Source organism: Mycobacterium sp. GA-1285, assembly GCF_001499905.1.
Classification (GTDB): Bacteria; Actinomycetota; Actinomycetes; order Mycobacteriales; family Mycobacteriaceae; genus Mycobacterium.
This window is the reverse complement of record NZ_LQIS01000055.1, coordinates 11,920-37,971: the sequence shown is the minus strand read 5'-3', so window position 1 is coordinate 37,971 and position 26,052 is coordinate 11,920. Positions and strand designations below refer to the sequence as shown.

The 26,052-nt window shown below is 66.5% G+C and carries 29 protein-coding genes; 16 read left to right on the top strand and 13 right to left on the bottom strand.

Going from position 1 to position 26,052, the window contains the following annotated elements:
• Positions 1–12: 12 nt before the first annotated feature.
• The 6 genes from AU193_RS21845 to AU193_RS21820 all read left to right on the top strand — a co-directional run bounded on the left by AU193_RS21845 (position 13) and on the right by AU193_RS21820 (position 4,407).
• Complete coding sequence (locus AU193_RS21845) at positions 13–1,284, top strand: aromatic ring-hydroxylating dioxygenase subunit alpha (RefSeq protein ID WP_064424478.1); 1,272 nt, start codon at positions 13–15, stop codon at positions 1,282–1,284.
• A gap of 2 nt (positions 1,285–1,286) precedes the next feature.
• Positions 1,287–1,616, top strand: coding sequence for a hypothetical protein (locus AU193_RS21840; RefSeq protein WP_064424614.1), 330 nt, complete (start codon positions 1,287–1,289; stop codon positions 1,614–1,616).
• Between the two features lie 14 nt (positions 1,617–1,630).
• Entirely contained in the window at positions 1,631–2,476 is an 846-nt protein-coding gene (locus AU193_RS21835) for a TauD/TfdA family dioxygenase (protein ID WP_064424613.1), read from the top strand.
• Positions 2,477–2,613: 137 nt separating this feature from the next.
• Positions 2,614–3,912: a cytochrome P450 gene (locus tag AU193_RS21830; RefSeq protein WP_064424477.1), complete on the top strand. Its 1,299-nt coding sequence runs from the start codon at positions 2,614–2,616 to the stop codon at positions 3,910–3,912.
• Positions 3,912–4,103: a ferredoxin gene (locus AU193_RS21825; RefSeq protein ID WP_064424476.1), complete on the top strand. Its 192-nt coding sequence runs from the start codon at positions 3,912–3,914 to the stop codon at positions 4,101–4,103. The genes AU193_RS21830 and AU193_RS21825 overlap by 1 nt, the downstream gene beginning before the upstream one ends.
• Before the next feature lie 16 nt (positions 4,104–4,119).
• A complete protein-coding gene (locus AU193_RS21820; protein WP_064424475.1) occupies positions 4,120–4,407 on the top strand; it encodes a DUF1330 domain-containing protein in 288 nt (95 codons plus the stop codon).
• A gap of 76 nt (positions 4,408–4,483) precedes the next feature.
• On the opposite strand, the gene AU193_RS21815 is transcribed toward AU193_RS21820, so the two are convergent.
• The 9 genes from AU193_RS21815 to AU193_RS21775 form a co-directional block, all read right to left on the bottom strand.
• A complete protein-coding gene (locus tag AU193_RS21815; RefSeq protein ID WP_064424474.1) occupies positions 4,484–5,689 on the bottom strand; it encodes a cytochrome P450 in 1,206 nt (401 codons plus the stop codon).
• On the bottom strand, positions 5,686–5,886 hold the full coding sequence (locus AU193_RS21810; RefSeq protein WP_064424473.1) for a ferredoxin: 201 nt from the start codon (positions 5,884–5,886) through the stop codon (positions 5,686–5,688). Before AU193_RS21810 ends, AU193_RS21815 begins: the two co-directional genes overlap by 4 nt.
• Positions 5,883–7,085, bottom strand: coding sequence for a cytochrome P450 (locus AU193_RS21805; protein ID WP_064424472.1), 1,203 nt, complete (start codon positions 7,083–7,085; stop codon positions 5,883–5,885). The genes AU193_RS21810 and AU193_RS21805 overlap by 4 nt, the downstream gene beginning before the upstream one ends.
• Positions 7,086–7,198: 113 nt before the next feature.
• Positions 7,199–7,993, bottom strand: coding sequence for an NAD(P)-dependent oxidoreductase (locus AU193_RS21800; protein ID WP_064424471.1), 795 nt, complete (start codon positions 7,991–7,993; stop codon positions 7,199–7,201).
• 60 nt (positions 7,994–8,053) lie between these two features.
• Positions 8,054–8,872 (bottom strand): NAD(P)-dependent oxidoreductase, encoded by an 819-nt coding sequence (locus AU193_RS21795; RefSeq protein ID WP_064424470.1) that lies wholly within the window; start codon positions 8,870–8,872, stop codon positions 8,054–8,056.
• Positions 8,872–9,726, bottom strand: coding sequence for an alpha/beta hydrolase (locus AU193_RS21790; protein ID WP_064424612.1), 855 nt, complete (start codon positions 9,724–9,726; stop codon positions 8,872–8,874). Before AU193_RS21790 ends, AU193_RS21795 begins: the two co-directional genes overlap by 1 nt.
• A 137-nt stretch (positions 9,727–9,863) precedes the next feature.
• Entirely contained in the window at positions 9,864–11,519 is a 1,656-nt protein-coding gene (locus AU193_RS21785; RefSeq protein WP_064424469.1) for an OB-fold domain-containing protein, read from the bottom strand.
• Positions 11,516–11,827 (bottom strand): ferredoxin, encoded by a 312-nt coding sequence (locus AU193_RS21780; protein ID WP_064424468.1) that lies wholly within the window; start codon positions 11,825–11,827, stop codon positions 11,516–11,518. The genes AU193_RS21785 and AU193_RS21780 overlap by 4 nt, the downstream gene beginning before the upstream one ends.
• Positions 11,820–13,124 carry an NADH-ubiquinone oxidoreductase-F iron-sulfur binding region domain-containing protein gene (locus tag AU193_RS21775; RefSeq protein WP_064424467.1) on the bottom strand — a complete coding sequence of 435 codons (1,305 nt, stop codon included), beginning with the start codon at positions 13,122–13,124 and terminating at the stop codon, positions 11,820–11,822. Before AU193_RS21775 ends, AU193_RS21780 begins: the two co-directional genes overlap by 8 nt.
• Positions 13,125–13,160: 36 nt before the next feature.
• Between AU193_RS21775 and AU193_RS21770 the strand changes: the two genes are divergently transcribed.
• Positions 13,161–13,634, top strand: coding sequence for a hypothetical protein (locus AU193_RS21770; RefSeq protein ID WP_064424466.1), 474 nt, complete (start codon positions 13,161–13,163; stop codon positions 13,632–13,634).
• A gap of 88 nt (positions 13,635–13,722) precedes the next feature.
• Here the strand turns inward: AU193_RS21770 and AU193_RS21765 are convergent, their stop codons facing one another.
• The 4 genes from AU193_RS21765 to AU193_RS21750 form a co-directional block, all read right to left on the bottom strand.
• Positions 13,723–14,631: an alpha/beta fold hydrolase gene (locus AU193_RS21765; RefSeq protein WP_064424465.1), complete on the bottom strand. Its 909-nt coding sequence runs from the start codon at positions 14,629–14,631 to the stop codon at positions 13,723–13,725.
• A gap of 103 nt (positions 14,632–14,734) precedes the next feature.
• Positions 14,735–15,127, bottom strand: a complete 393-nt coding sequence (locus tag AU193_RS21760; RefSeq protein ID WP_064350287.1) for a Rieske 2Fe-2S domain-containing protein — start codon at positions 15,125–15,127, stop codon at positions 14,735–14,737.
• Between the two features lies 1 nt (position 15,128).
• On the bottom strand, positions 15,129–16,271 hold the full coding sequence (locus AU193_RS21755; RefSeq protein WP_064424464.1) for an amidohydrolase family protein: 1,143 nt from the start codon (positions 16,269–16,271) through the stop codon (positions 15,129–15,131).
• A gap of 37 nt (positions 16,272–16,308) precedes the next feature.
• On the bottom strand, positions 16,309–17,403 hold the full coding sequence (locus tag AU193_RS21750) for an amidohydrolase family protein (protein ID WP_064424611.1): 1,095 nt from the start codon (positions 17,401–17,403) through the stop codon (positions 16,309–16,311).
• 281 nt (positions 17,404–17,684) lie between these two features.
• Here AU193_RS21750 and AU193_RS21745 point away from each other — a divergent pair, with 281 nt between their 5' ends.
• From AU193_RS21745 to AU193_RS21710, 9 genes are all read left to right on the top strand, one after another.
• Positions 17,685–18,677, top strand: a complete 993-nt coding sequence (locus tag AU193_RS21745; RefSeq protein ID WP_064424463.1) for an acyl-CoA dehydrogenase family protein — start codon at positions 17,685–17,687, stop codon at positions 18,675–18,677.
• Positions 18,677–19,852: an acyl-CoA dehydrogenase family protein gene (locus AU193_RS21740; RefSeq protein ID WP_064424462.1), complete on the top strand. Its 1,176-nt coding sequence runs from the start codon at positions 18,677–18,679 to the stop codon at positions 19,850–19,852. The genes AU193_RS21745 and AU193_RS21740 overlap by 1 nt, the downstream gene beginning before the upstream one ends.
• A gap of 1 nt (position 19,853) precedes the next feature.
• On the top strand, positions 19,854–20,006 hold the full coding sequence (locus AU193_RS23290; RefSeq protein WP_156425328.1) for a hypothetical protein: 153 nt from the start codon (positions 19,854–19,856) through the stop codon (positions 20,004–20,006).
• A gap of 1 nt (position 20,007) precedes the next feature.
• Positions 20,008–20,787 (top strand): enoyl-CoA hydratase/isomerase family protein, encoded by a 780-nt coding sequence (locus tag AU193_RS21735; RefSeq protein ID WP_064424461.1) that lies wholly within the window; start codon positions 20,008–20,010, stop codon positions 20,785–20,787.
• 19 nt (positions 20,788–20,806) lie between these two features.
• Entirely contained in the window at positions 20,807–22,105 is a 1,299-nt protein-coding gene (locus AU193_RS21730) for an acyl-CoA dehydrogenase family protein (RefSeq protein WP_064424460.1), read from the top strand.
• A gap of 17 nt (positions 22,106–22,122) precedes the next feature.
• Positions 22,123–22,899: an SDR family NAD(P)-dependent oxidoreductase gene (locus AU193_RS21725; protein WP_064424459.1), complete on the top strand. Its 777-nt coding sequence runs from the start codon at positions 22,123–22,125 to the stop codon at positions 22,897–22,899.
• An 85-nt stretch (positions 22,900–22,984) separates the two neighbouring features.
• Positions 22,985–24,112, top strand: coding sequence for an LLM class flavin-dependent oxidoreductase (locus tag AU193_RS21720; protein ID WP_064424458.1), 1,128 nt, complete (start codon positions 22,985–22,987; stop codon positions 24,110–24,112).
• Positions 24,109–25,275, top strand: a complete 1,167-nt coding sequence (locus AU193_RS21715; RefSeq protein ID WP_064424457.1) for a sulfotransferase — start codon at positions 24,109–24,111, stop codon at positions 25,273–25,275. Before AU193_RS21720 ends, AU193_RS21715 begins: the two co-directional genes overlap by 4 nt.
• Entirely contained in the window at positions 25,250–26,044 is a 795-nt protein-coding gene (locus AU193_RS21710; protein ID WP_064424456.1) for a sugar phosphate isomerase/epimerase, read from the top strand. Before AU193_RS21715 ends, AU193_RS21710 begins: the two co-directional genes overlap by 26 nt.
• The last annotated feature ends 8 nt before the right edge of the window (positions 26,045–26,052 follow it).

Here is a 26,052-nt window from a genome sequence, read left to right as displayed (position 1 = left end):
ACGGAGGTTTCCATGGCGAAGTGGCCTAAGCCGGCCGAGGGGAGCTGGACCGAGCACTATCCGGAGCTGGGCACCGGACCCGTCTCGTTCCGTGATTCGATCTCCCCGGAGTTCTACGAGCTCGAGCGCGAGGCGGTCTTCAAACGCGCGTGGCTCAACGTCGCGCGTGTCGAGGAACTGCCGCGCGTCGGAAGCTACCTGACCAAGGAGATCGACGCGGCCAAGACGTCGGTGATCGTGGTTCGGGGCAGGGATCAGCAGATCCGCGCCTTCTACAACATCTGCCGCCATCGCGGAAACAAGTTGGTGTGGAACGACTTTCCCAACGAGGAGGTCAAGGGCACGTGTCGGCAGTTCACCTGCAAGTACCACGGATGGCGTTACGACCTCAAGGGTGATCTGACGTTCGTGCAGCAGGAGGGGGAGTTCTTCGGCCTCGACCACGAGCGGTACGGGCTCAAGCCGGTGTGCTGCGATGTCTGGAACGGGTTCATCTTCATCAACTTCGATCCCGAACCGCGGTGGAGCCTGCGCGAGTTCCTCGGCCCGATGATCACCGCGCTCGACGACTATCCGTTCGAAATGATGACCGAGCGTTACGAATTCGAGGCACAGAACAACAGCAACTGGAAGATCTTCGCCGACGCGTTCCAGGAGTACTACCATGTGCCGTCGCTGCACTCTCAGCAGGTGCCGAGTGCGGTGCGACAGCCGAACGCGACCTTCGAGTGCGGGCACTTTCAGATCGACGGGCCGCACCGGCTGGTGTCGACGGCGGGCACCCGCCGCTGGCTGCTCGCGCCGGAGTACATGTATCCGGTCGAACGGATCACGCGCAGCGGATTGGTCGGACCGTGGCGCACCCCGGAGACGCATCAGTCGGCCGGCCTGAACCCCGGCCGCATCGAGCCCTGGGGTATCACCAACTTCCAGATCTTCCCGAACCTGGAGATTCTCATCTACCACGGCTGGTACCTGCTGTACCGGTACTGGCCGACGTCCCACAACACCCATAAGTTCGAGGCGTACAACGCCTTCCACCCCGCACGCACCGTGCGCGAGCGCATCGAGCACGAGGTCGCCTCGGTGGTGCTCAAGGAGTTCGCGTTGCAGGACGCCGGGATGCTCGGTGGCACACAGGCGGCGCTGGAGTACGGCCTTGACGAGCCGATAGTCGACGAATACCCGCTCAGCGACCAGGAGATCCTGGTGCGTCACCTGCACCACGAGGCCGTCAAGTGGGTCGAGGACTACAAAGCCGAGCGCACACCGGCGGGGGTGTGACCATGACCCGTCTACCCAGTGCCTTCGCGGAGTTCGAACAATTCGCCGAGAAGTGGTGCCTGCCAACCGAAGCCGAGCGGTGGGCGACCCGGATGGCCACACCGATGCCGGAGATCCGGGAGTTCTACGACGCGTTCACGCCGCGCTTCGAGGAAGCGATCGACTACTGCGACAAGTTCCCGCTCGACGACCTCCCCGAAGACGCGTTGAACCTGTTGCATCTCATCTACTCGATGATCATGGTGTCGATGGCCGTCGAGATCTTCGGTACGCAGAAGCCGGCCGACTCGGCCGACGCCGAGATGCACCGCGTCAGTTCACCGGTGCCGTGACGACAAGGACCACCATGACAGGTTTGACGATCAACAAGCTGACGGCGTCGGTCGGCGCGGAGGTGACCGGTCTCGACTCCGAGGCGCTGGCCAACGACGATGCGCTCGGCGCCGCGGTCCTCGATGCGCTGGAGGACAACGGCGTTCTGGTGTTTCCCGGCCTCGGGCTCACCCCGGAGGCACAGGTGGCGTTCTGTCGGCGACTCGGCGATATCGACCACTCGTCGGACGGCCACCATCCGGTCGCGGGCATCTATCCCGTGACACTCGACAAGTCGAAGAACGCCTCGGCGGACTTTCTTCGCGCGACGTTCGACTGGCACATCGACGGATGCACGCCCACCAACGACGAGTGCCCGCAGAAGGCGACCGTGCTGTCAGCCAAGCAGGTGGCCGAGACCGGCGGCGAGACGGAGTTCGCGAATTCGTATGCGGCCTACGAGGCGTTCAGCGACGAGGAGAAGGAGCGCTTCGCGGCAATGCGCGTGGTGCATTCCCTCGAGGCGTCGCAGCGCCGGGTCACTCCCGACCCGTCGCCCGAACTGGTGGCCAAGTGGCGGTCGCGGCCGACCCACGAGCACCCGTTGGTGTGGACGCACCGCAGTGGCCGCAAGTCGCTGGTGCTGGGCGCCTCGGCCGACTACATCGTCGGCCTGGACCTCGACGAGGGCCGGGCGCTTCTGGCCGAGCTTCTCGACCGCGCCACCCAGCCGCACCTGGTCTACAGCCACCGCTGGTCCGTGGGCGACACCGTGATCTGGGACAACAACGGGGTGCTGCACCGCGCCGCGCCCTACGACCCGGACTCGCCGCGCGAGATGCTGCGCACGACGGTGCTCGGCGACGAGCCCATCCAATGAGTGATTCACCGCTCGCGATGGACCCGAAGTCGCCCCTGCGGGCGGTTCGATTGACGGCGCCGGGCCACTATGGAAATCTGATACCCGTATATGAGAATCACGTTCTCGTCTCTTGAGATCGTCGAAACGGAGGGCGCATGACCGAGGACCTCACCGAGGACATGACCAAGGTCGACTTCTTTCGGGACGGACGTCTGACCGACGACCCGTACCCGTTTTACGAGGCGCTGCGTAACAAGTGCCCGGTCGCCCGTGAGGACCACTACGGCGTGACGATGGTGACCGGCTGGCAGGAGGCCGTCGACGTCTACAACGACGCCGAGACGTTCTCGTCGTGCATCTCGGTGACCGGCCCGTTCCCGGGTTTTCCCGTTCCGCTCGAAGGGGACGATGTCACCGACCTGATCGTCGAACACCGCGACGAGATCCCGTTCAGCGACCAGCTGCCGACGCTCGACCCGCCGACGCACACCAACCATCGGGCCCTGCTGATGCGGCTGATCACCCCGAAGCGCCTCAAGGAGAACGAGGACGCGATGTGGCAGCTCGCCGACGACATCCTCGACGACTTCCTCGCGCCGGGTGAGGGCGAGTTCATCAGCGGCTTCGCCGGTCCGTTCACCCTGCGCGTGATCGCCGACCTGCTCGGGGTGCCCGACGAGGACCGCCCCGAGTTGCTCGAGCGGCTGGCCCGCGGCACGCACGGCGGCGGGCTGGGCAACGCCGAGAAAACTCTGACCAAGACGCCGCTGGAGTACCTCTACGAGGTGTTCGCCGAGTACGTCGAAGACCGTCGTCGCGAACCGCGTGACGACGTGCTGACCGGGTTGGCGACCGCGACGTTCCCCGACGGCACGGTGCCGGAGGTGGCCGACGTGGTCCGGGTCGCCACCAACGTGTTCTCCGCCGGTCAGGAGACCACGGTGCGGCTGCTTTCGACCGCGCTGAAGGTGCTCGGCGACCGCCCCGACACCCAACGCAGGCTGCGCGACGATCGCAGCCTGCTTCCGAACTTCATCGAGGAGTGCCTGCGCATCGAGAGTCCGGTCAAGGGCGACTTCCGGTTGTCGCGGGTGCCGACGACGGTGGGGGACCAGCCGCTCGGCGCCGGGTGCACCGTGATGGTGATCAACGGTGCCGCCAACCGCGATCCGCGCCGCTTCGAGGATCCGGACAACTTCGACCCGGAACGCAAGAACGCGCGACAGCACCTGGCGTTCGGCCGCGGCATCCACAGCTGTCCCGGCGCGCCGCTGGCCCGGGCCGAGACCCGCGTCGGGCTCGAGCGACTGTTGGACCGCACCACCGACATTCGGATCAGCGAGGCCCACCACGGCCCCGCGGGGCAGCGTCGCTACAACTACATCCCGACCTACATCCTGCGCGGACTGACCGAACTGCACCTGGAGTTCGACGTCGCATCGGGTGATGCCTGATGAAGGTCACCGTCGACGAGGATCGCTGCGCAGGCCACGGCATGTGCCTGACGCTGTGCCCGGAGGTGTTCGAGCTGAACGACGACGGATGGGCGGTCGCGAGCCCGGAAGAGGTGCCGGCGGAACTGGAATCCGCGGCGCGCGACGCGATCGCAAACTGCCCTGAACGCGCAATTCGCGAAATCGACTGACACAAAAGGAGATCGAATGGCGAAGGCGTACATCCTCATCACCGAGGACGTCAAGGATCCCGAGGGTATGGCGGAGTACGGCAAGGTGGCCAGCCAGACGATGGCAAGTGCGACGCTGCTGGCGTTCGACCAGAAGGCCGAGGTGATCGAGGGCACCTGGCACGGCACGCAGACCGTGCTGCTCGAGTTCGAATCCGAGGAAGCCGCCAAGGCGTGGTACTACTCCGACGAGTATCAGGCCGCGGTGAAGCTGCGTCAGGCCGCCGCCGACTGCAACGGCGTCATCCTGCACGGTCTGGGCTAGTCGCGCGCGGCCAAACCGACGTTTTGGCGGGAAAAGACGAGTAAGAACCGCCAAAGCGTCGGTCTCGGTGTGACTTTCAGTTCAGTGCGCGCACCGGGACGTGCGACCACCCGGCGACGTTCTGCATGGCTACGCGCCGGCACTCGTCCCACAGCACTTCGTAGCGGGGGATCAGATCGAGCAGCCGCTCCAGCGCGATCGCCGTCTCCATCCGGGCCAACGCCGCACCGAGGCAGCTGTGTATGCCGTAGCCGAAACCCAGGTTCTGCGCCTCGGTGCGGTTGCGGTCGATGTCGAACGTATCGGGATCGGTGAATGCCTCGGGATCGCGGTGCGCTGACGCCTGCAACAGGAACACCGGCTTGCCCTCGGGGATCGTCACGCCGTGCAGCTCGACGTCGCGCATCGAGCGTCGCACGTTGTAGTGCACCGGCGGCTCGTACCGCAGCAGTTCCTCGACCGCGGCGGGGATCTTGTCGCGGTCGTCGAGAAGCTTCTGCCACTGGTCGGGGTGGCGGGCGAACGTGACCGCCGCGTTGCCGACCAACTTGGTGACGGTCTCCGCGCCGGCACCACCGAGGAGCGTTGCGAATCCAGCGATTTCGAAGTCGTCGAGCGACTCCTTCTCGCCGTCCTCACGGGTGATCTCCGCGCCGACCAGCCGGCTGAACATGTCGTCTTGCGGGTTGGCGCGGCGCTCCTGAATCAGTTGGAAGTACAACCCCATGGCTTCGCCGATGGCCTGCATACCCTCTTCGGACATCTCGACCTGGCCGGGCTCGCGATGCAGCGACGTGTCCACCCATTCTCGGACCTGTTGCCGATGTTCCTCTGGCACGCCCAGCATCTGGGTGATGACTTCGACCGGGAAGAACGCCGAGAAGTCGCTGACGACGTCGAAGTGGGCCGGGTCGGCCTTGGCGATGTACCTGTCGATGGTCTCGGTCACCATGGGCCGCATCGCCTCGATCGCGCGCGGGGTGAACACCTTGTTCACCAGGCTGCGCATGTGGCGATGCTCGGGCGGATCCATGAGGATGATCATCTTCGCCGGCATCGGTTCGTCTGAGCGGATGGTGGCGAGGTCCAGACCGTATGCCGACGAGTAAGTCGCGAAATCCTTGTACGCCGCCGCCACATCCTCGTGCCGCGACAACGCGTAGAAGTCGAGTTCCTCGTTGTAGTAGACCGGCGCTTCCTCGCGCAGGCGCCGGTAGATCTCCCACGGTCCGTCGAAGTATTCCGGCGAGAACGGGTCGAAGACGACTTTCGACGTCGTCATGCGTCTTCGATCGAGATCGCCTGGCGCGGGCACTGCCGCACGGCCTCTCGAACTTGTTGCTCGTTTTCCGGCGTCACTTCCTCTTGAAGGACGTGCAGGTAATCCTGCTCGTCGAGATCGAACACCTCCGGGATGATGCCCATGCACACTCCATTGCTCTCACAGAGGCCGAAGTCGACGACGATCTTTTGACTCACTTCAACACCTTCACCGGGACGTGGTGGTATCCAGCCACATTCTGCATGTGCACGCGTTCAAGACCGTCGAAGTTCACTTCGTAACGCGGCATGAAATCGAGCAGGTGCTCGAGCGCGATCGTCGTCTCCAGACGTGCCAGCGCGGCACCCAGGCAGCTGTGGATGCCGTAACCCAGCCCGAGGTTCGGCGACTGCGTGCGATCCCTTGTGATGTCGAATGTCTCGGCGTTGTCGAACGCGCGCGGATCGCGATTGGCGGCCGCCTTCATCAGGAACACCGGCTTGTGCGCGGGGATGGTGCCGCTGGGCACCTCGGCTTCCTTCAGGGTGTAGCGCACGTTGTATTGCACCGGGCCGACGTAGCGCAGCAATTCTTCGACGGCCGCGGGCACCAGGCTGCGGTCGTCGAGCAGCATCTGCCACTGCTCGGGATGGCGGGCGAACTCGACCACCGCGCTGCCGACGAGCTTGGTGACCGTTTCGGCGCCGGCGCCGCCGAGCAGTGCGAGGAACCCGGTGATCTCCAGGTCGTCGAGCTTGCGCATCTGGCCGTTCTCGCCGGGGATCTCCGCGCGGATGAGACGGCCGATCATGTCGTCCTGCGGGTTCTGACGCCGCTCCTGCACGAGGCCGTAGTAATACACGCCGGAGTCGATATTGGCCTGCATGGCTTCATCGGACAACCCGATCTGACCGGGCTCGCGCTCGAGGCCCTTGTCGATCCATCGCCGGACCTGTTGACGGAACTCCTCCGGCACCCCCGCCATCCGGGTGATCACCTCGACCGGGAAGGGTCCGGAGAAGTCCTGCACGACGTCGAAGTTGTCTGGGTCGACCTTCGAGAGGTAATGCTCGACCAGTTCGGTGATGGTTTCCCGCTGCGACTGGATGGCCCGGGGAGTGAAGGCTTTGTTGAGAAGACTGCGCATGTGCCGGTGCTCAGGCGGATCCATGAAGATGATCGACTTGTGCGGAGACTCATCGGAGCGCACCATCGCAAGGTCGCAACCACGAGACGAGGAGAACGCCTCGTGGTCTTTGAGCGCTGCGGCCACGTCAGCGTGCCGAGTCAACGCATAGAAGTCCTCGACCTCGTCGTAGTAAATCGGCGCTTCGTCCCGCATCCGCTGGTAGATCTCGTACGGATTGTCGAAGAACTCCTTCGACACCGGGTCGAACACGAGTTTGGGCTTGGTCATGGTCTCCTCTTTCGCGGCGGGCTGACGACCGCTTCCGTTACGCGAGGGCACAATAATGTAACGCCTCTAGTATGCCTCACCGGCTGCCTCCTGGTAAGCGAAATCGCCGCTGTTTATGGTCGAATTCCGGCATCGATGACCTCGTCGAGCAGGCCGAGGTTGTCGCCGAGTTCGCCCACAGTCTGACGAACCACCGCGACATCCTTGCCGATGAACTCGCCGACGTCGGCGACGAACCCCTGTACCGAACCACGCGCGGCGATGAACTCTCCGACCCGGCTGGCGCCGCTGCCGTGGGTGAGCGACTTGAGCAGCTCGGCCTCCTCGACGCCGAGCCGCGCGCCGAGGTCGACAGCGGCGCGCAGCAGACCGATCTGGGCGGCGAACAGGCTGTTGTTGACGAGCTTGACGGCCTGGCCGGCGCCGAGCGCGCCGACATGAAGAATCGGGTCGCCGTAGCTTGTCAGCACCGGTCGGACCTTGTCGACCGCGTCCTGGGCGCCGCCGACGAACAGCGTGACCTCGCCGGCTGCGATGTTGTGCGGGCCGCCGCTGACCGGCGCATCGACGACGTCGATGTCGGCGAACTCGACCGCCAGGCGTCGAGCGGTGGCCGGGCTGCCCGTCGTGTGGATGATCAGCGCACTGCCCGGCCGCATGCCCGCCGCCAAACCGTCGTCCAGGCACACTTGCCGAACCTGTTCGTCGGTGAACACGCAGACGACGACAACGTCTGCCCCGTCGGCGACATCGGCCGCACGGGTTACCGGTTGCGCGCCGATATCGCGCACCGTGGCGCGCTTCTCGTCGTTCCTGCCAAGTGCACGGACGTCGTGACCGGAGTCGACGAGACGGCGCACCATCGGCGTGCCCATGCGCCCCACTCCGACGAAGCCGACACGCGTCACCGCTGCCCTCGGCTCTTCGCGCAAGCGCTCATCGCTGCCCTCGGCTCTTCGCGCAAGCGCTCATCGCGGGTGGTCCATGTTCTCCAACGCCGTATCGGCCACGGTGAACACCGACCCCTCCGGTATCGATGCGGTGGCCGCGATGCTCGCCGCATGTCGAACGTCCTTCTGCAGCAGCGCTCCAGCGATCGGCGCCAGTCCCTCGACCGTCCCGCCGAAAATCGCAATGCTGCCCAGCGCCTTGCTGGTGGCCGATCCGCTGTTGAGTACCTCGGCCAGGCGTACGCGCGGAATGCCCAGCGACTCACCCAGATCGAGTGTGCTCAGCGCGCTGCCGAGGTTGGCGGTGAACAGCAGATTGTTCAGGATCTTGGTGACCTGTCCGCTGCCCAGCGGGCCGAGATGCACGATCGGGTCGGCGTAGGTTGCGAACACGGGACGGCAGCGTTCGACGACGTCCTCCTCGCCGCCGACCATGACCAGCAGCTTGCCTTCCTCGACGGCGGGTCCACCGCCGCTCACCGGTGCGTCGATGACCGAAACACCCTGCTTCGCAGCGACTTCGGCGATCTCCCTGCAGGTGTCGGGATGCACGGTGCTGTGAATGGCCACGACTGAGCCGGAGGCCAAGCCGGCGAGCACGCCGGTTTCACCGTTGAGCACTTCCCGCACGTCGTCGTCACCGACGACGCACAGGCAGACCAGATCGCTGGCCGCGGCCAACTCCGCCGGCGTGCTTGCGGTCTTGGCGGCCGTTCCGGCGTACGGTTCGAGGCTGGCCGCCCGGCGGGCCCACAGCGTGGTCTCGAATCCGCCCTCGACGATCCTGCGGGCCATGGGGCCGCCCTGGCTGCCCAGTCCGATGAATCCGACGCGCATCAATCCTCCACTTTCTGTTCGGCCTTCTCCTCGGCGCCTCTGCGAGCCGCCACGCATTCCTCGACGAACGACAAGACCCTGTCGTGGTAGTCGGCGGCCGCGAAGGACAGCGACAGGTTGTGACCGGCGCCGGCCTGTTCGTTGAGTACGAACCGCGGTGCCCCGGTGAACATTTCGGCGATGTCGGCCAGCGCCTCGGGGTCGGTTCGCCACACCCGCTCGTGTTCGGCGACGGTGAACTGCACCGGCACCTCGATCCGGGCCGCCATTGCCGGAAAGTCGCGCCGCGGCCAGTTTTTCGTGGTCTCCGACTCGTACGGCGCGCCCGTCGACGAGTTCGTGATGCCCGAGAGCACCTCCGGTGGATACACGTCGGCGGGTTCCCACAGCAGCTCGCGTAGCCCGACCGGGCGCCGGGTGGCAGTCGTCGTCTTCAAGATCTCGACCGCGGCGTCTGCGTACCGTAATCCGGTGCCGGCCAGGCCGAGTCCGAGCACACCCGCTGAAACGGTGCGGTCGTCGGCGGCCATGCGCACCGCCAGCTCGCAACCCGCCGAATGACCGAGCAGGAACAGGCCGGCGCCCCGCGGATTTTGGCCCAGCACCTTGTCGACAGCGCCATAGGCAAGCGCCACCCGTTGCTCCGGTTCGTGCATCGCGTCGGGATAGGGGGCCGAACTGCCGTAGCCGGGACGGTCCAACGCCACCACCGTGATCCCGCGGGCGGGACCGGCGCGTAGCAACGACAGTTCAGGGTGGCCGGGACAGTCGAAATACGCTGCGGTACTTGCCCCGCCGTGAAAGGCGACGACGACGGCCGCCGGATCGTCGGCCCCGGCGAGCAGGCCCGACATGGGCACGCCGTCGACGAGGACCACGCGGGGCCGCGGAGCCGCCCCGGCGGCGACATTGGGCCGCGGAGCCGCCCCGGCGGCGACATTGGGCCGCGGAGCCGCCCCGGCGGCGACATTGGGCCGCGGAGCCACCGCGCTCACCCGTCCGTCCGCATCAGGATCGCTCCGCTCGGTGTGAGCCCGCCGCTGCTGACCACCGCGACCCGGGCGTCCTTCACCTGGCGCTCACCCGCGTCGCCACGTAGCTGGCTGACGGCCTCGTGGATCAGCCCCATCCCGTGTGTGCGGCCGTGCGACAGCTGACCGCCGTGGGTGTTCAGCGGAATCACCCCGTCACGGGCGATCGCCTTGCCGCCGTCGAGGAAGTCCTTGGCCTCGCCGATACCGCAGAATCCAAGAGCCTCCAGCCACGACAGGCAGTTGAACGAGAAGCCGTCGTACAATTCGGCGACGTTGACGTCCTTGGGGCGCAACGACGTTCGAGTCCACAGATGGGCCGCCTGGCCGAGCACCTGGGGCTCGTGGGTCAGTGTGCTCTGGTCCCAGTCGGTGCGTTCGACGATCTGCGTGCCGACCGCCTCGAACAACACCGGCTTGTGCGGCATGTCTTTCGCGGTTTCAACGGCGGAGACGACGACCGCGACGGCGCCGTCGCAGGGAACGTCGCAGTCGTACAACCCGAACGGGGTGGTGATCATGCGAGCGTTGAGATAGTCGTGCATCGTCATGGGGTCGCGGTAGATGGCCGTCGGGTTCAGCGCCGCGTTCGCCCGCTGGTTGAGCGCGATCCACCCGAGCGTCTCGCGGGTGGTGCCGTAGCGCTCGAAGTGGCGCTGGGCGTTGAGCGCGAGCGTGTGCGCGGCCGACATCGCACCGAAGGGTATCTGCCAGCTCGAGGTTCGGGCGCCGCCCGGCGGTGACGCCTTGCCCTCCTTCATCAGCTGCTGGAACGTCGCCTCCCACAAGGTGCGGAAGCACAGCACGTGACGCGCCATGCCCGTGGCGACCGCCATCATCGCCGCGATGACCGAACCGCCGGGCCCGAACGTGTCCATGCCGCCGTTGATCCACACCGGGCGCAGGCCGAGGGCCCCCTCGAGTGCGGCGACACCGCCTTCGCCCATGCCCGCGACGTCCAACCCGGGGTAGGTCGACAGGCCGTCGATGTCGTCGAACGTCAGACCCGCGTCAGCGACGGCGGCGTCGCACGCCTCGATGGTCAGCGACAGCGGCGGCACCATCAGACGCCGACCCAGTCGCGATGCACCGATTCCGGTGATCGCCGAGTGCTCTTCGAACCGCCGGCTGGTCAACGGCGGGCTCACGTGGCGGCCGAAGTCCTGGGGTGCGATGTCGTCCTCGGCCACCGGGCCGCTCTGTCCGTCGGTGCCGGGTTTGAAGACGGGCAGCCACACGGCTCCGGCCCCATCGGTGAGCTGTTGGAACTGCACCTCGACGAGTTGACCGAGTTTGAGGTCGTCGGGGTCGCAGTCAACAATGTTGGTGGTCAGTCGAACTCGCGGATCTTCGACGATCGCCACCTGGGCCACCACGTAGGGCGGGGGCAGGTCCGGGAAGCCGAACCGGTGATTGACGGTGAACGCCGACAGCGTGGCCTTGCCCGAGACGTCGCGAACGCCCATGTTGCGGCTCCGGCAATACCGGCACACCGGTTGCGGCGGATGGATCAGCGCCGTGCAGTCACGGCACTCCTGGATGCGCAGGACGCCGTCGGTGCCGGCGGTCCAGAAGAATTCGTTGAGTACCGTCAGTTCGGGTAGTGGTCTTGTCACCGCACGAATCCCGAGATCGCCTCGTTGTCATCGGTTTTGGGTTCGGGCTCGGGCACTTCGTGCGCTTCCTGATGCACCGCGGAATCGCCGGAGGGCCGACGTTCGCCCATGTAGATGATCGCGTGCACCGGGCAGTCCAGCAGTGCGCGCATCACCGCGTCCCTGTCCTTGTCCGGTACCGTTCCGTCACCGATGAGGGAGGCGTAACCCCAGTCGTCCAGGGAGAAGTACCCCGGTGCGTGCTTGGCGCAGATCCCGAAGCCGTCGCACAGCGTCCGGTCGAGCCGGATCCGCAAGCCGTCACTCATGATGAGCCACTGCCTCCACTTCGTAAGGCCGCATGGCGGCGAACGCGTCCGTCTGACAGGCCGTGCAGGCGTTGGCGAGGTGGCGTGCGACGACCTGGGGGAACTGTCGTAGCAGACTCGCCGCGACGTTGGTGGCGCCGTCGAGGGTGCCGCAGGCGCCACGGCCGCGAAGCACGACCGACCACCGTTCCAAGCGGGTGACATCCTCCTGGGTGGCCACGCCGTCGCGCAGCGCCGAGGTGACCGCTGCCATGGCGGCGGTGCCGTTGAAGCAAGATCCGCACTGGCCCGCGTTCTCGCGGTCGAAGTAGGACATCACCGCCGCCGCGACGGCGACGGGACAGTCGTCGGTGAGGATCGAGATGGCCCCGCATCCCAGACCGCTGCCGAGTCGGCGAACCGACTCGTGGTCCAGCGTCGCATCGAGGATGTCGGTGTTGAGCAGGCCGGCGAAATAACCGCCCATCAAGGCGCCCGTGACCGCGTCGTTGGTCAGCCCGTGTAGGCGCAGCAGCTCGGAAAACGATGCGCCGTGCGGGATCTCGTACAGCGCTGCAGGCCGCCCGCCGCCGGTGATGGTCGCGAGGAACGTCCCGGGCGACATCGGCGTGCCGACCGAGCGGAACTTCTCGGCGCCGTGCGCGTGGATGTAGGGCAGGTTGGCCAGCGTCTCGACATTGCTGACCATCGTCGGCAACCCGTCCACGCCTTCCTCGAAGGGTCGTGGCGGCTTGTCGGTCGGTTTGGCCGGTCCGCCGTTGATGCGCCGGACCGCGGCGGTCTCTTCCCCTGCCACATAGCCGGGTTCGACTGTGACGACGTCGATCTCGGTCGCGCCGAATGTTTCCGGCGGCGCCTCGTTCAGTGCGGCGGTGACTGCGTTCGCGGCGTCCGCGTCGGAGACGTAGACGTATGCCCGGCGGGCACCGGCGACAGCAGTCGCCAGTCGCAGACCGTCCAGCACGAGATGAGGCCGGTTGCGCAGGAGCCAGCGGTCCTTGACCGACGCGGGTTCACCCTCTTCGCCGTTGGCGACGACGACGGTCTCCGAACCGCTCCGGTGGGCGGTGTGCACGGTGCGCAGCTTGGTGCCGATCGGGAACGCCGCGCCGCCGCGGCCCAGCAAGCCTGACAGGTCGACCTGGGCGAGCAGCGCATCGGCGTCGATCAGCGGCCGGTAGCCGCCCGCCCGGGAGTAGTCGGCGTAGTGCTCTGCGCCCGCCTCCGATGGGCGCAGGAGTCGTGGCGCGGAATCCGGCCAGGCTTCGACCGCGAGTTCGGTGGCAGTTGAGGTCATGGCTGGTCCTTCCGGCCCGCGGATAGGCTGACGGACATGAGGACTGCGGTCGTGCGCGTCGGCGTCGACAGGGCGGGCGAACTCGGGCCGGCCCAACTCGGGGACGGCCTTGCCCGGCTGCGGGATTCGGCGGCTGCGCACGGTATCGAGATCGTGGCCCACAATCTGCCCGCGCTGCCGCCGCAACGCCGTGAGGTCGAGTTGTTGATCGCCGGCGACGACCAGGACGAACTCCGTCGGCTCGCGGTCGAATTGTGCCGCAAGGCATTCGGCACCACCCCGGTGCCCGGCGTGGTGACGTTCATCAGCCGCGGCACCGACGACGATGCCCACGGTGTCCTGGCCGGGCTCGGGCTCTCCGGGGAGATCGAACGTGTACCCGGCGAGGACGGCTGGGACGTGGTGTACGTGACGCTGCGCAGAGCCGATCTCGACCGGGTGCCCGAAAGCCGGGTGCACACCGCGCTCGAGGCGTCGCTCAACTGTGAGGTCCACATTCGCGTCACGTAAGCCGGCGCCGCGAGCGCGCGTTTTCGTACGCGACACGCCGTAGCGGCCGTACGACGTCGCACGCTCGAGGTGGCCGTGGACCCGTCCATCAACTGTCCAGGAACTTCAAGATCGCGGGTGCCGCCTGTACCCACGTGTCGAACATGTTGAATCGCTTGACCTTTCCAGATGCGCGCGCCTCGCCGGCGCGTTCCCACGCGTCCTCCGGCCACGGCGGATCGATCAGCTGCGAGCCCTTGATCAGGCAGCTGACCTCCAGCGACGTCCGCTTCGGGTGGTCCAGATCGTTCTCGCCACCGCGGATGATCAGCGTCGGGACCTCGATGTTGTCGAACAACTCGTCCTCGACCCCGGGGATGGTCTGGCCGGGTTTGGGCACGAACGCGTTGAGCCAGCGCAGCATCAACTTGAGGAACGCGTCGGGGTCCTGGCTGAGGATCCGTTCGCGGTTGGCGGGGTTCTCCTGGATGCGCTGTTTCCACTCGTCGACCGCGGCAACGGCCTTCATGCCCCCGCCGCGGACGGCGAGGATGCTCGGCACGATGTAATACGAACCCAGCACGAAGGACCCGTACACACCGCCGACGATGTTCCACACCACCAGCTTTCGCACGATCTCCGGGTACAGCATGGTGGTCAGCATCGAGTCGCGGGCGCCGCCGGAGCCGCCGGCGATGATGCACGGCCCGATGTCGAGCCCGGTGATCAGCGCGTGCAACGTCTCGGCACGCATATGCGACTCGCTCTGGCCGTAGAACTGCACGTCGGACTTGCCGCAGTTCGGCCGGTCCCACAGCAGGACCCGGTATCCGCCCTTGACGAGTTCCTGCGCCAGCGGCCGAAGACCCTCGATGTCCTTGCTGAACCGGCCGCCGGGCGTCAGCGCGATGAAATCGCCCTCTTTGCCGAGGATTTCGTACACGACGTCGCCGCCGTTGACCTCCATCGTCTTCTCGCCCCGCTTGAGCCTGGGGCCGAGTTTCTCCGGCGCGCTCATCGGTCGTGTCCGTTCGAGGCCCCACGACGGTGCGCAAACTGCTGATTTTCGGCGGCGTGTCGTGTGCGAACACGCACGCTCGCGGTACCGAGGCGTGCACCCGTCATGCCTGCACCAGTACCTCGTTGCCGACCACCCGCACGGGGTAGGTCCGAATACTCCACTCCGGCTTCACCGCCGTGGTTCCGGTGGCCAGTTCGAAACCCCACTGGTGCCACGGGCAGTAGATGTACTCCATATCGCGGACCATCACCGAGTCGCCGGGCACGCTTTCGTCGACGATCGTGCGGCCGCGGGCACGCCCGGAACACAACGGCCCACCCTCGTGCGGGCAGTAGTTCGCGATCGCGTAGAACGTGCCGTTGACGTTGTACACCCCGACGCCGTGGCGGCCGATGGGGACGAGTTTGTGCTTGCCCGGCGGGATCTCGTCGACCGTGGCCACGACGTGTTCGCGCCCCTGCGCAAGCCGGGGCGTCTTCTCCTGCTCGCTCAACTCAGAACACCCGCACCTGGCCCTCGAGGGCCGGAACCGTGTCGGGAAGGTGATAGGTCGCGATGCCGTTGCGGAACATCACCGCTTCGCGGGCGTGCTCGGGCAGGTGCTTGACCAGCCATCGCGGATCGTCGAACGTCCAGTGCGGGTAGTCCGACGAGTACAGCAGGATCTTCTCGCACTCCATCCACTCGAACGCGCGCGACAACTCCGTCTTGTCTTCGGGGTAGTCCAACGGCTGGGTGGTGAACTTGATGTGATCCTTGACGTATTCGGACGGTTTGCGCTTGATGTCCAGCCACGACTTGCGGGCCTCGTAAATGGCGTCCATCCGCCACATCAGCGGCAGGATCCACGTGAAAGCGTGCTCCACCAACACGATTCGCAACGTCGGGAACCGATCGAAGAGACCGTCGAAGACCATGCTCATCACCTGGTTCGCGGCCAGCAGCGAGTAGGTGACCATGAAATCGTGGTTGTAGCTGGGGAAGCCGACCGGCGGGATCGGCAGCTCCTCGTGGTGGCTGCGCGACAGGTGACAGCTCACCGTGATGTCGTGCTTGGTCGCGGCCTCCCAGATCGGGTTGTATTTCGGATCGCCCCATGCCGGGCGTGGTTCGGCCTTGATGAGGATCTGGCCCATATAGGGGTGGCCGGCCCAGCGCTCGATCTCGCGGGCCGAATCCTCGGGTGCCTCGATCGCCACGCAGATCGATCCGCGCCACCGCTGGTGCCAGTTGTTCTTGTCGTCCAGCCAGTGGTTGGCCTGCCAGTCGTTGAGCGCGACGCTCATCGCGTGGTTGACCTCGGGGAAGCGCGCCGGATAGGCGGCGGGCTCCAGAACCGCGATGTCCGCGCCCGCCTCCATGATCAGCTGCTTGAACGCCAGATCCGGGTCGCTGCCGGCGAAGTTGCCGTCCGACGGGAACGTGTCGACGCGCATCGCGTAGGCGTGCGCGTAATCCGGCGCGTCGTAGTAGATCTGATCGCCGATCTTGCGGGTCAGGAAGTACTTGCTGCGCCATGGCTCCGGGATGTACGGCGTCAACTCGCCCGCTCTCGGCGTCGGATGGACGTCGGAGTCGACGCAGCGGACTGCGACGCGCTCGGCCGCCGGCTTCCGCTCTGTGACTGTCACCGTCATCGTGGTCTCCTGCCTCTCAGAAGCTTCCCGGCCCTAATCACTGTGCGCCCACTCCGGCCCCGACGTCTATGCCGTAGAGCTCCGCGGCGTTGCGCCAGCAAAGTTTGTCGCGCTGTTCGTCGGAGTACGCGGCGGGCACCGTCAGATCGTTGAGCTGCCAGTGCGGATAGCTCGACCCGTACATCACCATGTCGTCCTTGCCGGTGAAGCTCAACCATTCACCTGCGTACTCCACGTCGCCTGGACCGTCCATCGCGCCCTGCACGAAGTAGGTGTGGCCGGGCAGGTAGTCGCTGGGCATCCGGGGCGCCCACGGGGTCTGCTCCAGATGCGGGCGGCCGAAACAGTCCATCCGCCAGATGAACGGCGTCAGCAGGTCGGCCGCCCCGTCGGCCCAGACGAACTTCAGCGTGGGCATCCTTTCGAATACCCCTTCGACGATGAGGTTCATCAGGTGGTACAGGTAGTTGAGCGCCATGAAGCTGACGTAGTTCTCGTAGGTCCTGGGCACCCCGGACGGCGTCGGCGCGTACTGGACACCCGCCCCGACCTCGATGTGCACGGCGACGGGCAGGTTGGCCTCGTTGGCGGCCTCCCACAGCGGCCAGTACTGCGGCTTGCCGTACAGCTCGCGCGACTGCAGCGGGACCCCGATCTGCACCACCCGGGGATGGTCGGCGTACTTGGCGATCTCGCGCAGTGAGCCCGCGATGTCGTCGGGATTGACCCGGATGGTTCCGCGGAACCGGTCGGCGTAGGGATTGTCCTCGAGCCAGCGGGTGACCATCATCTCGTTGTGCGCCGCCGCGATCGCGGTGCCCAGATGCCGGTCCGGCATGATGCCGCGGGTCATCGGATGCAGGATCGCGACGTCGACGCCGCGATCGGTGAACAGCTGGGCGCCGACGAAATCGGGGTCCGAGCCGGGATAGCGACGGTCGTGGTCGGTACCGGGCGCGTATTCGCCGCCGGGGGCGCCGTACCAGTCCATCTCGTAGTCGGGAAACCCGCGGCTCTTGAAGGGCTCGCGAAGGAAGCTGCGGAAGTCCTTGTTCGACTTGCTGAAGATGTGCACGCTGGCATCGATGACGGGGGTCTTGACACCAGACGGGGTCCCGTCCTGAATCTGCATCACCAAGGCTGCTCCTCCGATGTCATCCGGCCGTCGGCAGGCGCACAGAAGCGCTGCGGCAGCGCCGAACATATCCCAGTGTAAAGCGTTGTTCTTCAATCGCAAGAATCTTGTTCTCGACGAAACGCTTACTTCCGCGCAGGTCAGGGTGTCCGCTGGTCAACTGCATGACACGCGGCGATCGAAACGCGGTAGTCAGATCACGAGAACGGTTTGACTAGATTGGAGAATGTTATTCTCGCATCGACGCGTTGCCATCTTCGAGGTCCCCGGGAGGCTTGGTGCTACTGGAGTTCGACGCCGATCAGCGGCTCTGGCAGGAGACCGTGCGCGATGCGGTGACCAAACAGTGCCCCGCATCCCTGATCCGCGGTATCGCGGAGAACGGGGTCGACCCGGCACCCCTGTGGAAGACCTACGTCGACGCCGGCTGGACCGAGCTCGCCGACGCCGAGAACGCGGTCGAACTGGCGATCGTGCTCGAGGAGCTGGGGCGAGCCACCGATCCGACGCCGTTCCTGGCCACGCTGACGCAATTCGCGCCGTTGGCCGGCGACCGATTCGATCCGCAGCAGGCCGGCACCGCCGCGTACGACGGTGTGGCAGCCCACCGGGTGGACGAGGGCTGGGTGCTCAACGGCACGGCGCATCACGTCCTCGACGGTGACCGCGCCGAGCGGTTCGCCGTCGTGACCGACGCCGGCGTCTTCATCGTCGATGCCGACCGGGTCACGTCGCGACGCAGCCCGATCTTCGACCCGGTCCTGCACGTCGCCGAGGTGTCGTTCGTCGACGTCCGGGTGCCCGACACGGTCCGGGTCCCCGCCGACTCCGAACGCGCCCGCCACGTCGCGTTGACCGGTATGGCCATAAGCACGGTCGGTGCCTGCCAGCGCGTCCTGGATCTGGTGCTCGAACACGTCAAGCAGCGTCAGCAGTTCGGCGTCGCCATCGGTTCGTTCCAGGCCGTACAACACAAGGCAGTCGACATGCACGTTGCGATCGAACGCGCCAGGGCCCTGGCCTATTTCGCCGCACTGACCATCGCCGAAGACGATTCGCGCCGACGGCTGGCGGCCGCGATGGCCAAGGCGTCGGCGGGGGAGGCGCAAGCGATCGTGTTCCGGCACGGCCTGCAGCTGTTCGGCGCCATGGGATTCACGTGGGAGAACGATCTTCAGTTCGCGCTGAAGCGGGCGAAGGCCGGCGAATTGCTGCTCGGCGGCGCCGCCGAGCACCGCGCGGTGATCGCCGCGGAGTACAGGACGTTCTGATGCAGCTGACTTTCGATTCCGACGTCGAACAGTTTCGCGCCGAGTTCTCGGCGTTCCTCGACGAGCACCTGCCGCCCGAATCGCAGACTCTGGAGCGGCCGAAGTCGGTGTCGCACATGCCGCAGTGGGCGCGCGACTGGCAACGCCTGCTGTTCGACAACGGCTGGCTGCTACCGGCGCAACCGCCCGAGTTCGGCGGCCGCAATGCGACGGTGGTCCAGCAGTTCGTCCACCTCGACGAGCTGTGCCGCCGGCGCATCTACCACAGCTTCAATCCCCAGGGCGTCAACATCGTTGCGGCATCGCTGATTTCGTTCGGCAGCGACGAGCAGAAGCACCGCTGGGCGGTGCCGGTGCTGAAGGCCGAGATCACCGCGTCGCTGGGCATGAGCGAGCCGAGCGCCGGTTCCGACCTGGCGTCGCTGCGCACCCGTGCGGTTCTAGAAGGCGACCACTTCGTCGTCAACGGTCAGAAGGTCTGGACGTCGGGCGCCCACGACGCCGACTTCCTGCTGACGTTCGTGCGCACCGATCCCGACGCGCCCAAGCACAAGGGCATCAGCGCGCTGATCATCCCGACCGACACACCGGGCGTCGTGTGCCGCCCGTTCGCCGACATGACGGGTCAGGAGAACCTCGACTTCAACGAGGTGTTCTTCACCGACGCGCGGGTGCCCGCCGAGAACCTCGTCGGCCCGCTCAACGGCGGCTGGGGTGTCGCGAACGGTTCGCTCGGACATGAACGCACGATGATGTGGCTCGGCTTCGCCGACCGCATCGACAACATGATCGCCGACTTCCGGCCCCGCACCGAACTCGAACGCGACCAGTACGCCACGACGATCATGGATTACCAGGCGTTGCGCGCCATGGGCTCGGCGGCGCTGGCGCGAGCCGCTCGCGGGGAGATGGACACCGCCTCGGTGTCGGTGCTCAAACTGTTCGGTTCCGAAGCCGAGCGTCAGGCCATGGAGAACGCGTTGGCCGCCGCGGGCGCCGACGGGTTGATCCACCCGTCGACCTCGGGGCCGTACGAGCACATGAACCTCGACCACTACTTCGCGAGCTGGTTCGAACGCTATGCGCGCAGCTTCGGCGGCACCATCGCCGGTGGAACGTCAGAGATCCAGCGCAACATCATCGCCACGCAGGTCCTCGGACTGCCGCGGCGCTGACATGGACGCCTGGACAGTCGACGCGGTACGCACACCGACGGGTCGTGGCCGGGCGGACGGTGCCCTGCACGAACGCCGCGACCTGACCACCGGACTGGTCACCATGTGTACCGGCGGTGGCATGGGCACCGCCACCACCATCGAACCGGTCTGACATGACCGAGACGTTGGTCGTCGACCGTGAGCGCCCGGGCATCGTTGTCCTGCAACTCAACCGGCCCAAGCAGCTCAATGCGATCAACGAAGTCATGCGCGACGAACTGTCGCTCACCTTCGCCGAGATCGCGGTCGACACGTCGGTCAACGCCGTCGTGCTGACCGGCGCCGGGCGGGGGTTCTGCGCCGGAATCGACGTGCGCGACTTCGGACCGGGCACGCTCGGGGCGTCGGCCCCCGCCATCGAGCGGATGCGGTTCCAGGAGGCGATGGCCGCGCTACCGCAGGCGATCCGGGCGTTGCCGCAGCCGGTGGTCGCCGCCGTGAACGGGCCGTGCGTCGGCGCGGGGCTCGCGCTGTGCCTGGCCTCCGATATCCGAATCTGCTCGAGCGCAGCGACTTTCGGCAACGCCGCGATCCTGCTCGGCCTCTCGGGTGCCGAGATGGGCATGAGCTACCACCTGCCCAGGATCGTCGGCACCAGCGTCGCGGCGGACTGGATGCTGACCGGTCGCACCGTCAGCGCCGATGAAGCCGACCGACGAGGCTTGGTCAGCGAGGTCGTCTCGCCGGAGGGGCTGATCGAGCGCGCGCTGGCGATCGCCTCGACCATCGCCGGACTCTCCCCGCTGGGTGTCCAGTTGACGAAGCGGGCGCTGCAGACCAACACCGACGCCTCCGGCCTGGCCGCCGCGATGGAGCTGGAGAACCGCAATCAGGTACTCAGCCACGCCACCGATGAGGCCGCGCAACGACGGCGGAAGTGGTCGGACAGCTGAGCGGACGGAAGGACGGACAGTGGCCTGGGATTTCTCGACCGACCCCGAATGGGCCGAGCAACTGGCATGGGTGGAGGAGTTCGTCCGCAATGAATGCGAACCCATCGACCTGATCGTCAAGGAGTCACACGATCTCAACGACCCGGTGCGCCAGGCCCTGATTCCGCCGCTACAGCAGCTCGTCAAGGAGCGCGGGCTGTGGGCCACCCACCTGGGAGCGCACCTCGGCGGGCCCGGTTACGGCCAGGTCAAGCTGGCGCTGCTCAACGAGATCCTCGGTCGGTCCGAATGCGCACCCATTGTGTTCGGTTCGCAGGCACCGGATTCCGGTAACAGCGAGATTCTCGCGCACTACGGCACACCCGAACTCAAGCAGCGGTATCTCGAACCGCTGCTGGACAACCGGATCGTGTCGTGCTTCTCGATGACCGAACCTCACGGCGGCGCCGATCCGAAAGTGTTCACCACCACGGCCACCCGCGACGGCGACCACTGGGTGATCAACGGCGAGAAGTGGTACTCGTCGTTCGCCTCCATGGCGTCGTTCATCATCGTGATGGCGATGACCGACCCCGACGCCCCTCCGTACCAGCGCTATTCGATGTTCGTCGTACCCGGTGACACGCCCGGCATCAACGTGCTGCGCGACGTGGGATTGGGCTACCAACCGCTCGACGGTGGCGGGCGCGAAGGATATGTTCGCTACGAGAACGTGCGGGTGCCCGACGATCACATGCTCGGGCCACGCGGCGGCGCGTTCGTGGTCGCCCAGACCAGGCTCGGCGGCGGGCGGATCCACCACGCCATGCGCACCGTCGGACTGGTGCGGCGAATCTTCGACATGCTCACCGAGCGGGCGGTCTCGCGCTACACCCAGGGCTCGATGCTGGCGGACAAACAGATGGTTCAGGAGATGATCGCCGACTCGTGGATGGAGATCGAGGCGTTCCGGCTGATGACCCTGCAGACCGCGTGGAAGATCGACCAGTACAACGACTACAAGGCGGTGCGTGCGGACATCTCGGCGGTCAAGGCGATGATGCAGAAGGTGCTACACGATGTTTCGGCACGGGCGCTTCAACTGCACGGGTCGCTCGGCACCTCCCATGAGATGCCGTTCGTGCAGTACCTGACCGAGTCGTTCGTGCTGGGGCTCGCCGACGGCCCGACCGAGGTGCACAAGGTGACGCTGGCGCGGCTGCTGCTCAAGGACGTCAAGCCGGCGCCGGACGTCTTCCCGTCCGAACACCTGCTGCGGCTGCGCGAAGCCGCCGAAGCCAAATTCGCCGACAAACTCGCGGGCATTCCGCGAAGCTGACGCCAGGAGGTCCCACAGTGTCGTGTGACGGAAAGATCGCCTTGGTGACCGGCTGCAGCCGCGGCCTCGGCAAGGCCATCGCGCAGCGACTGGCGCGTGAGGGTGCGACAGTCGCTCTGACCGCCCGAACGCTCGAACCCGACCCGAGATACCAAGGCTCGCTGCGTCAGACGCTCGACGAGATAGAAGCCGCGGGCGGATCGGCGATCGCGGTGGCGGCGGATCTGTCCGAGAGCGAGCAGCGCACCCGGTTGTTCGCCGAGGTGGTCGACAGCATCGGCGCCCCCGACATCCTGGTCAACAACGCGGCCGTGACGTTCCTGCGGCCGCTCGACGAATTCCCTGAGCGACGGGTCCGGCTGATGTTCGAGATGCATGTGATGGCGCCGCTGCATCTCACGCAGATGGTCATCCCGGCGATGCGCGAACGCGGACGCGGCTGGGTGCTCAACGTGACCTCGGTCGGCGGCGACCTGCCCGACGGGCCGCCGTTCTCGGAATTCGACCGCACCGCCGGCTTCGGCGTGTACGGCGCGGTCAAGGCGGCGCTGAACCGGTTGACGAAAAGCCTTGCGGCCGAACTCTACGACGCCGGTATCGCCGTCAACGCCGCCGCGCCGACCAACCCTGTCGCCACGGAGGGCGCGGGCGCGCTCGACCTGGCCAAGACCGACACCGAGGACATCTCGCTGATCACCGAGACGGCGTTGCGGTTGTGCACCGGTGATCCGAAAACGCTGACCGGTCGCATCGCCCACACCCAGTCGTTTCTGCGAGAGACGGGCCGGCTGTGACGTTCGAGTGTGGGATTGTGCCACGTCGTCCGGCGGTTTGGCGTGACGGTAACGCACGTTCGGCGCACGAAGGGGTCAGCGGTCAGTGAGAGTTCAGCCCGCCGCGTACCTGCGCACCACCCTGCCGCTGGACCTGTCGGTGCTCGACGCCCTCGACAGCGGCCGATACCACTCGATCTGGATGCCCGATCACATGGTCAGCTTCTGGCCAGACTCGATCTGGACGCCCGAGTTCACCGACCTCGCAACCGTTTCGCCGTCGCCACATCGCCACCTCGACGGTATGGCGGTCGCGGCGGCCGCCGCGGTGTTGACCAAGAACGTGCCGCTGGCGACCAGTGTCGTCGACACCGTGCGTCGTCACCCGTCGTTGCTGGCGCAGAGCGCGCTGACGATCGACCACCTGGCCGAGGGCCGCTTCATCCTCGGTCTGGGCAGTGGGGAAACCGAGAACACCGTCCCATACGGCTTCGACTTCACGGCGCCGGTCAGCCGTTTCGAAGAAGCGCTGCACGTGATCCGGCTGCTGTGGGATAGCGACGGCCCCGTCGATTTCGAGGGCCGGTTCTACCGGCTGCGTCACGCCCGCCTCGACACCGAACCCTACGAGGGACGCTTCCCGCCGATCTGGATAGGCGGCAGCGGTCCGCGCACACTGGACATCGTGGGCCGCTATGCCGACGGGTGGTGGCCGACCGGCGCATGGTCACCCGACGACTACGCCGAAAAGCTTTCTGCTGTCCGCCGTTCCGCCGACAGGGCCGGGCGCGACCCGTCGGCGATCACACCGTGCTTCATTCAGGTGTGCCTGGTGGGGCGTGACGACGCGGCACTGGCCGAGATTCTCGACGCACCGCTGGTGAAGTCGTTTCTGCTGCAGGTGTCCGCCGAGGTGCTGCGCAAGACCGGATTCGAACATCCGATGGGCGAGAACTGGCGCGGGTACCAGGACATTGATCCCGCGGTGCTCACCCGTGAGCGGATCGTCGACTTCCTCGATCGGGTCGAACCGGAGATGATCCTGGCGATGGTTCCACACGGCACACCGCAGCATCTCGCCCGCGTCATCAAGGACTACGTCGACGCCGGCTTGCGGGTTCCGAAGATCATGGATTACGGCGCCATGGCGGGCCGGCGGTACACCGCCCAATCGGCGCAGAACGTGCGGGAAGTCGAGGACGAGTTGATGAAACTCTGCGGAGATGTGCAGTGACCGCGCCGTTGGTGGCGGGGGAGATGCTCGCTCGAGCGGAGGCCGAGACCGGCCTGCGTGACTACGGCGATCCCACTCTGCCCGAACGCTTCTCGTTGGTGGTCGACCACCTGAACACGATCGGTATGGACGCCGACGGCAGGCGTCGCGCCGTCGACGTGTGCCACTGGCTGCTCACCTCGCGCCTCGAGTTCTTCGAGGACCGTCGACGCCACGAGGTGGCCGGGGAGGTCATCGAGCGGCCGATGTTCGTCACCGGCGAGCCGCGGTCGGGTACCACGCTGATGCACGCGCTGATGTCGGTGGACCCGGACTCCCGCGCGCTGCGGTTCTGGGAGGTGATGTACCCGTCGCCGCCGCCCGGCACCGTAGACGGTGACCCCCGCCGCGAGCGAGCGGATGCCGATTGGCGCGAGATCAACACGAAACTGCCCAAATGGCTGCACAGCCACCCGTACAACGACATGCTGGGCGACGGGTTGCCCGAGGACGAACGTACCTGGGCCTTCGACTTCCGGGTGCTGACACCGACGGCGTGGTGGCGCGTCCCGATGCAGACCGTCGTCGGGGGCCTGCCGACCGATCCCGCCGCGCAGTACCGCATCCACACGGCGATGCTGCAGCAGTTCCAGTACCGTCGCCCGCCTAAACAGTGGGTACTCAAGGGTTTTCACGGCTTCCGGCTGAAAGAGCTGTTCGACGCCTACCCCGATGCCACGCTCATGTGGCTGCATCGCGACCCGGTGCAGGTCGCTGCGTCGCGCACGATGATGATGGCCGACATTCTCGAGGGCATCGTCGGACCGGTCGACCTGCATGCCGCCGCGAAGATGCACCTGGCCCTGACCCGCGAGAGCATCACCAACACGATGACCAGCCCGATGGTGGACGATCCACGGATCCTGCACGTGCGCTACACCGACTTCATCGCCGACCAGGTCGGAACTGTGCGCCGCTACTACGACTTTCACGGTCGACCGCTGAGCGCCGCGGCAGAGGCCGCCATGCGGCGATACCTGGCCGACAACCCCGGCGATCGGCACGGCAAGTTTCGCTACTCGACCGCGCTGCTCACCGATATCGGCGAGGATCTCGGCGCCTTGCACGAAGAATTTCGCCCGTTCCGAGAACGTTTCGGTGTGCCGATCGAGAACCGGGGCTGAGGTGCCCGACGAGCGGCTCTCGGTTCACAGCGTCACGTTTTACGGGGCGCCGCTGAGCGAACTGGTGCAGCATTGGCGAGCGTTGGGAGTGCGGCGGCTCAGCCTGATCGACTCGCAGCTGTCCGAACCGGAGCTGCCGAGTGTGGTTGCCGGCGAGGGATATTCGGTGGAGACGGTGTACCACCTGTTCTCCTCCCGGGACTCCCTCTTGCGAGTGATCGATGAGGCTCACACCGTGGACGCCCGGGTCATCTACATGCTGACCGGCGGGCGTGGAGGCCTCACCTGGGAGCAGGCGGCGGACCGGTTCCGTGACGCCGTGACACCGTGCGTGCGGGCGGCCGAACAGGCAGGCGTCGCGCTGGCGATCGAGAACGCGTCGAGCTTGTACGCCGACATCCACATCACGCACACGCTGCGTGACACGATCACCCTCGCCGAGGCGACCGGACTCGGCGTCTGCATCGACCTGTTCCACTGCTGGGCGGAGGCGGACCTGATGGCACTGGTGCAGCGGGCACTGCCACGAACCGAGGTCATCCAGCTGAGCGACTATGTCCTGGGCGACCGTGCGCTGCCCGCTCGAGCGGTACCCGGCGACGGCGCCATCCCGATCACGCCGTTCATCTCGTCGGTACTCGAGTCAGGCTATCGGCACGGCTTCGACCTGGAACTGATCGGGCCGCGCATCGAGCGGGAAGGCCGCTTCGAGGCGGCGCGCCGCGCCTGTGACGTGGTATCGGCCATTCTGGAAGAACTCGACGGCTAGGGGAACCG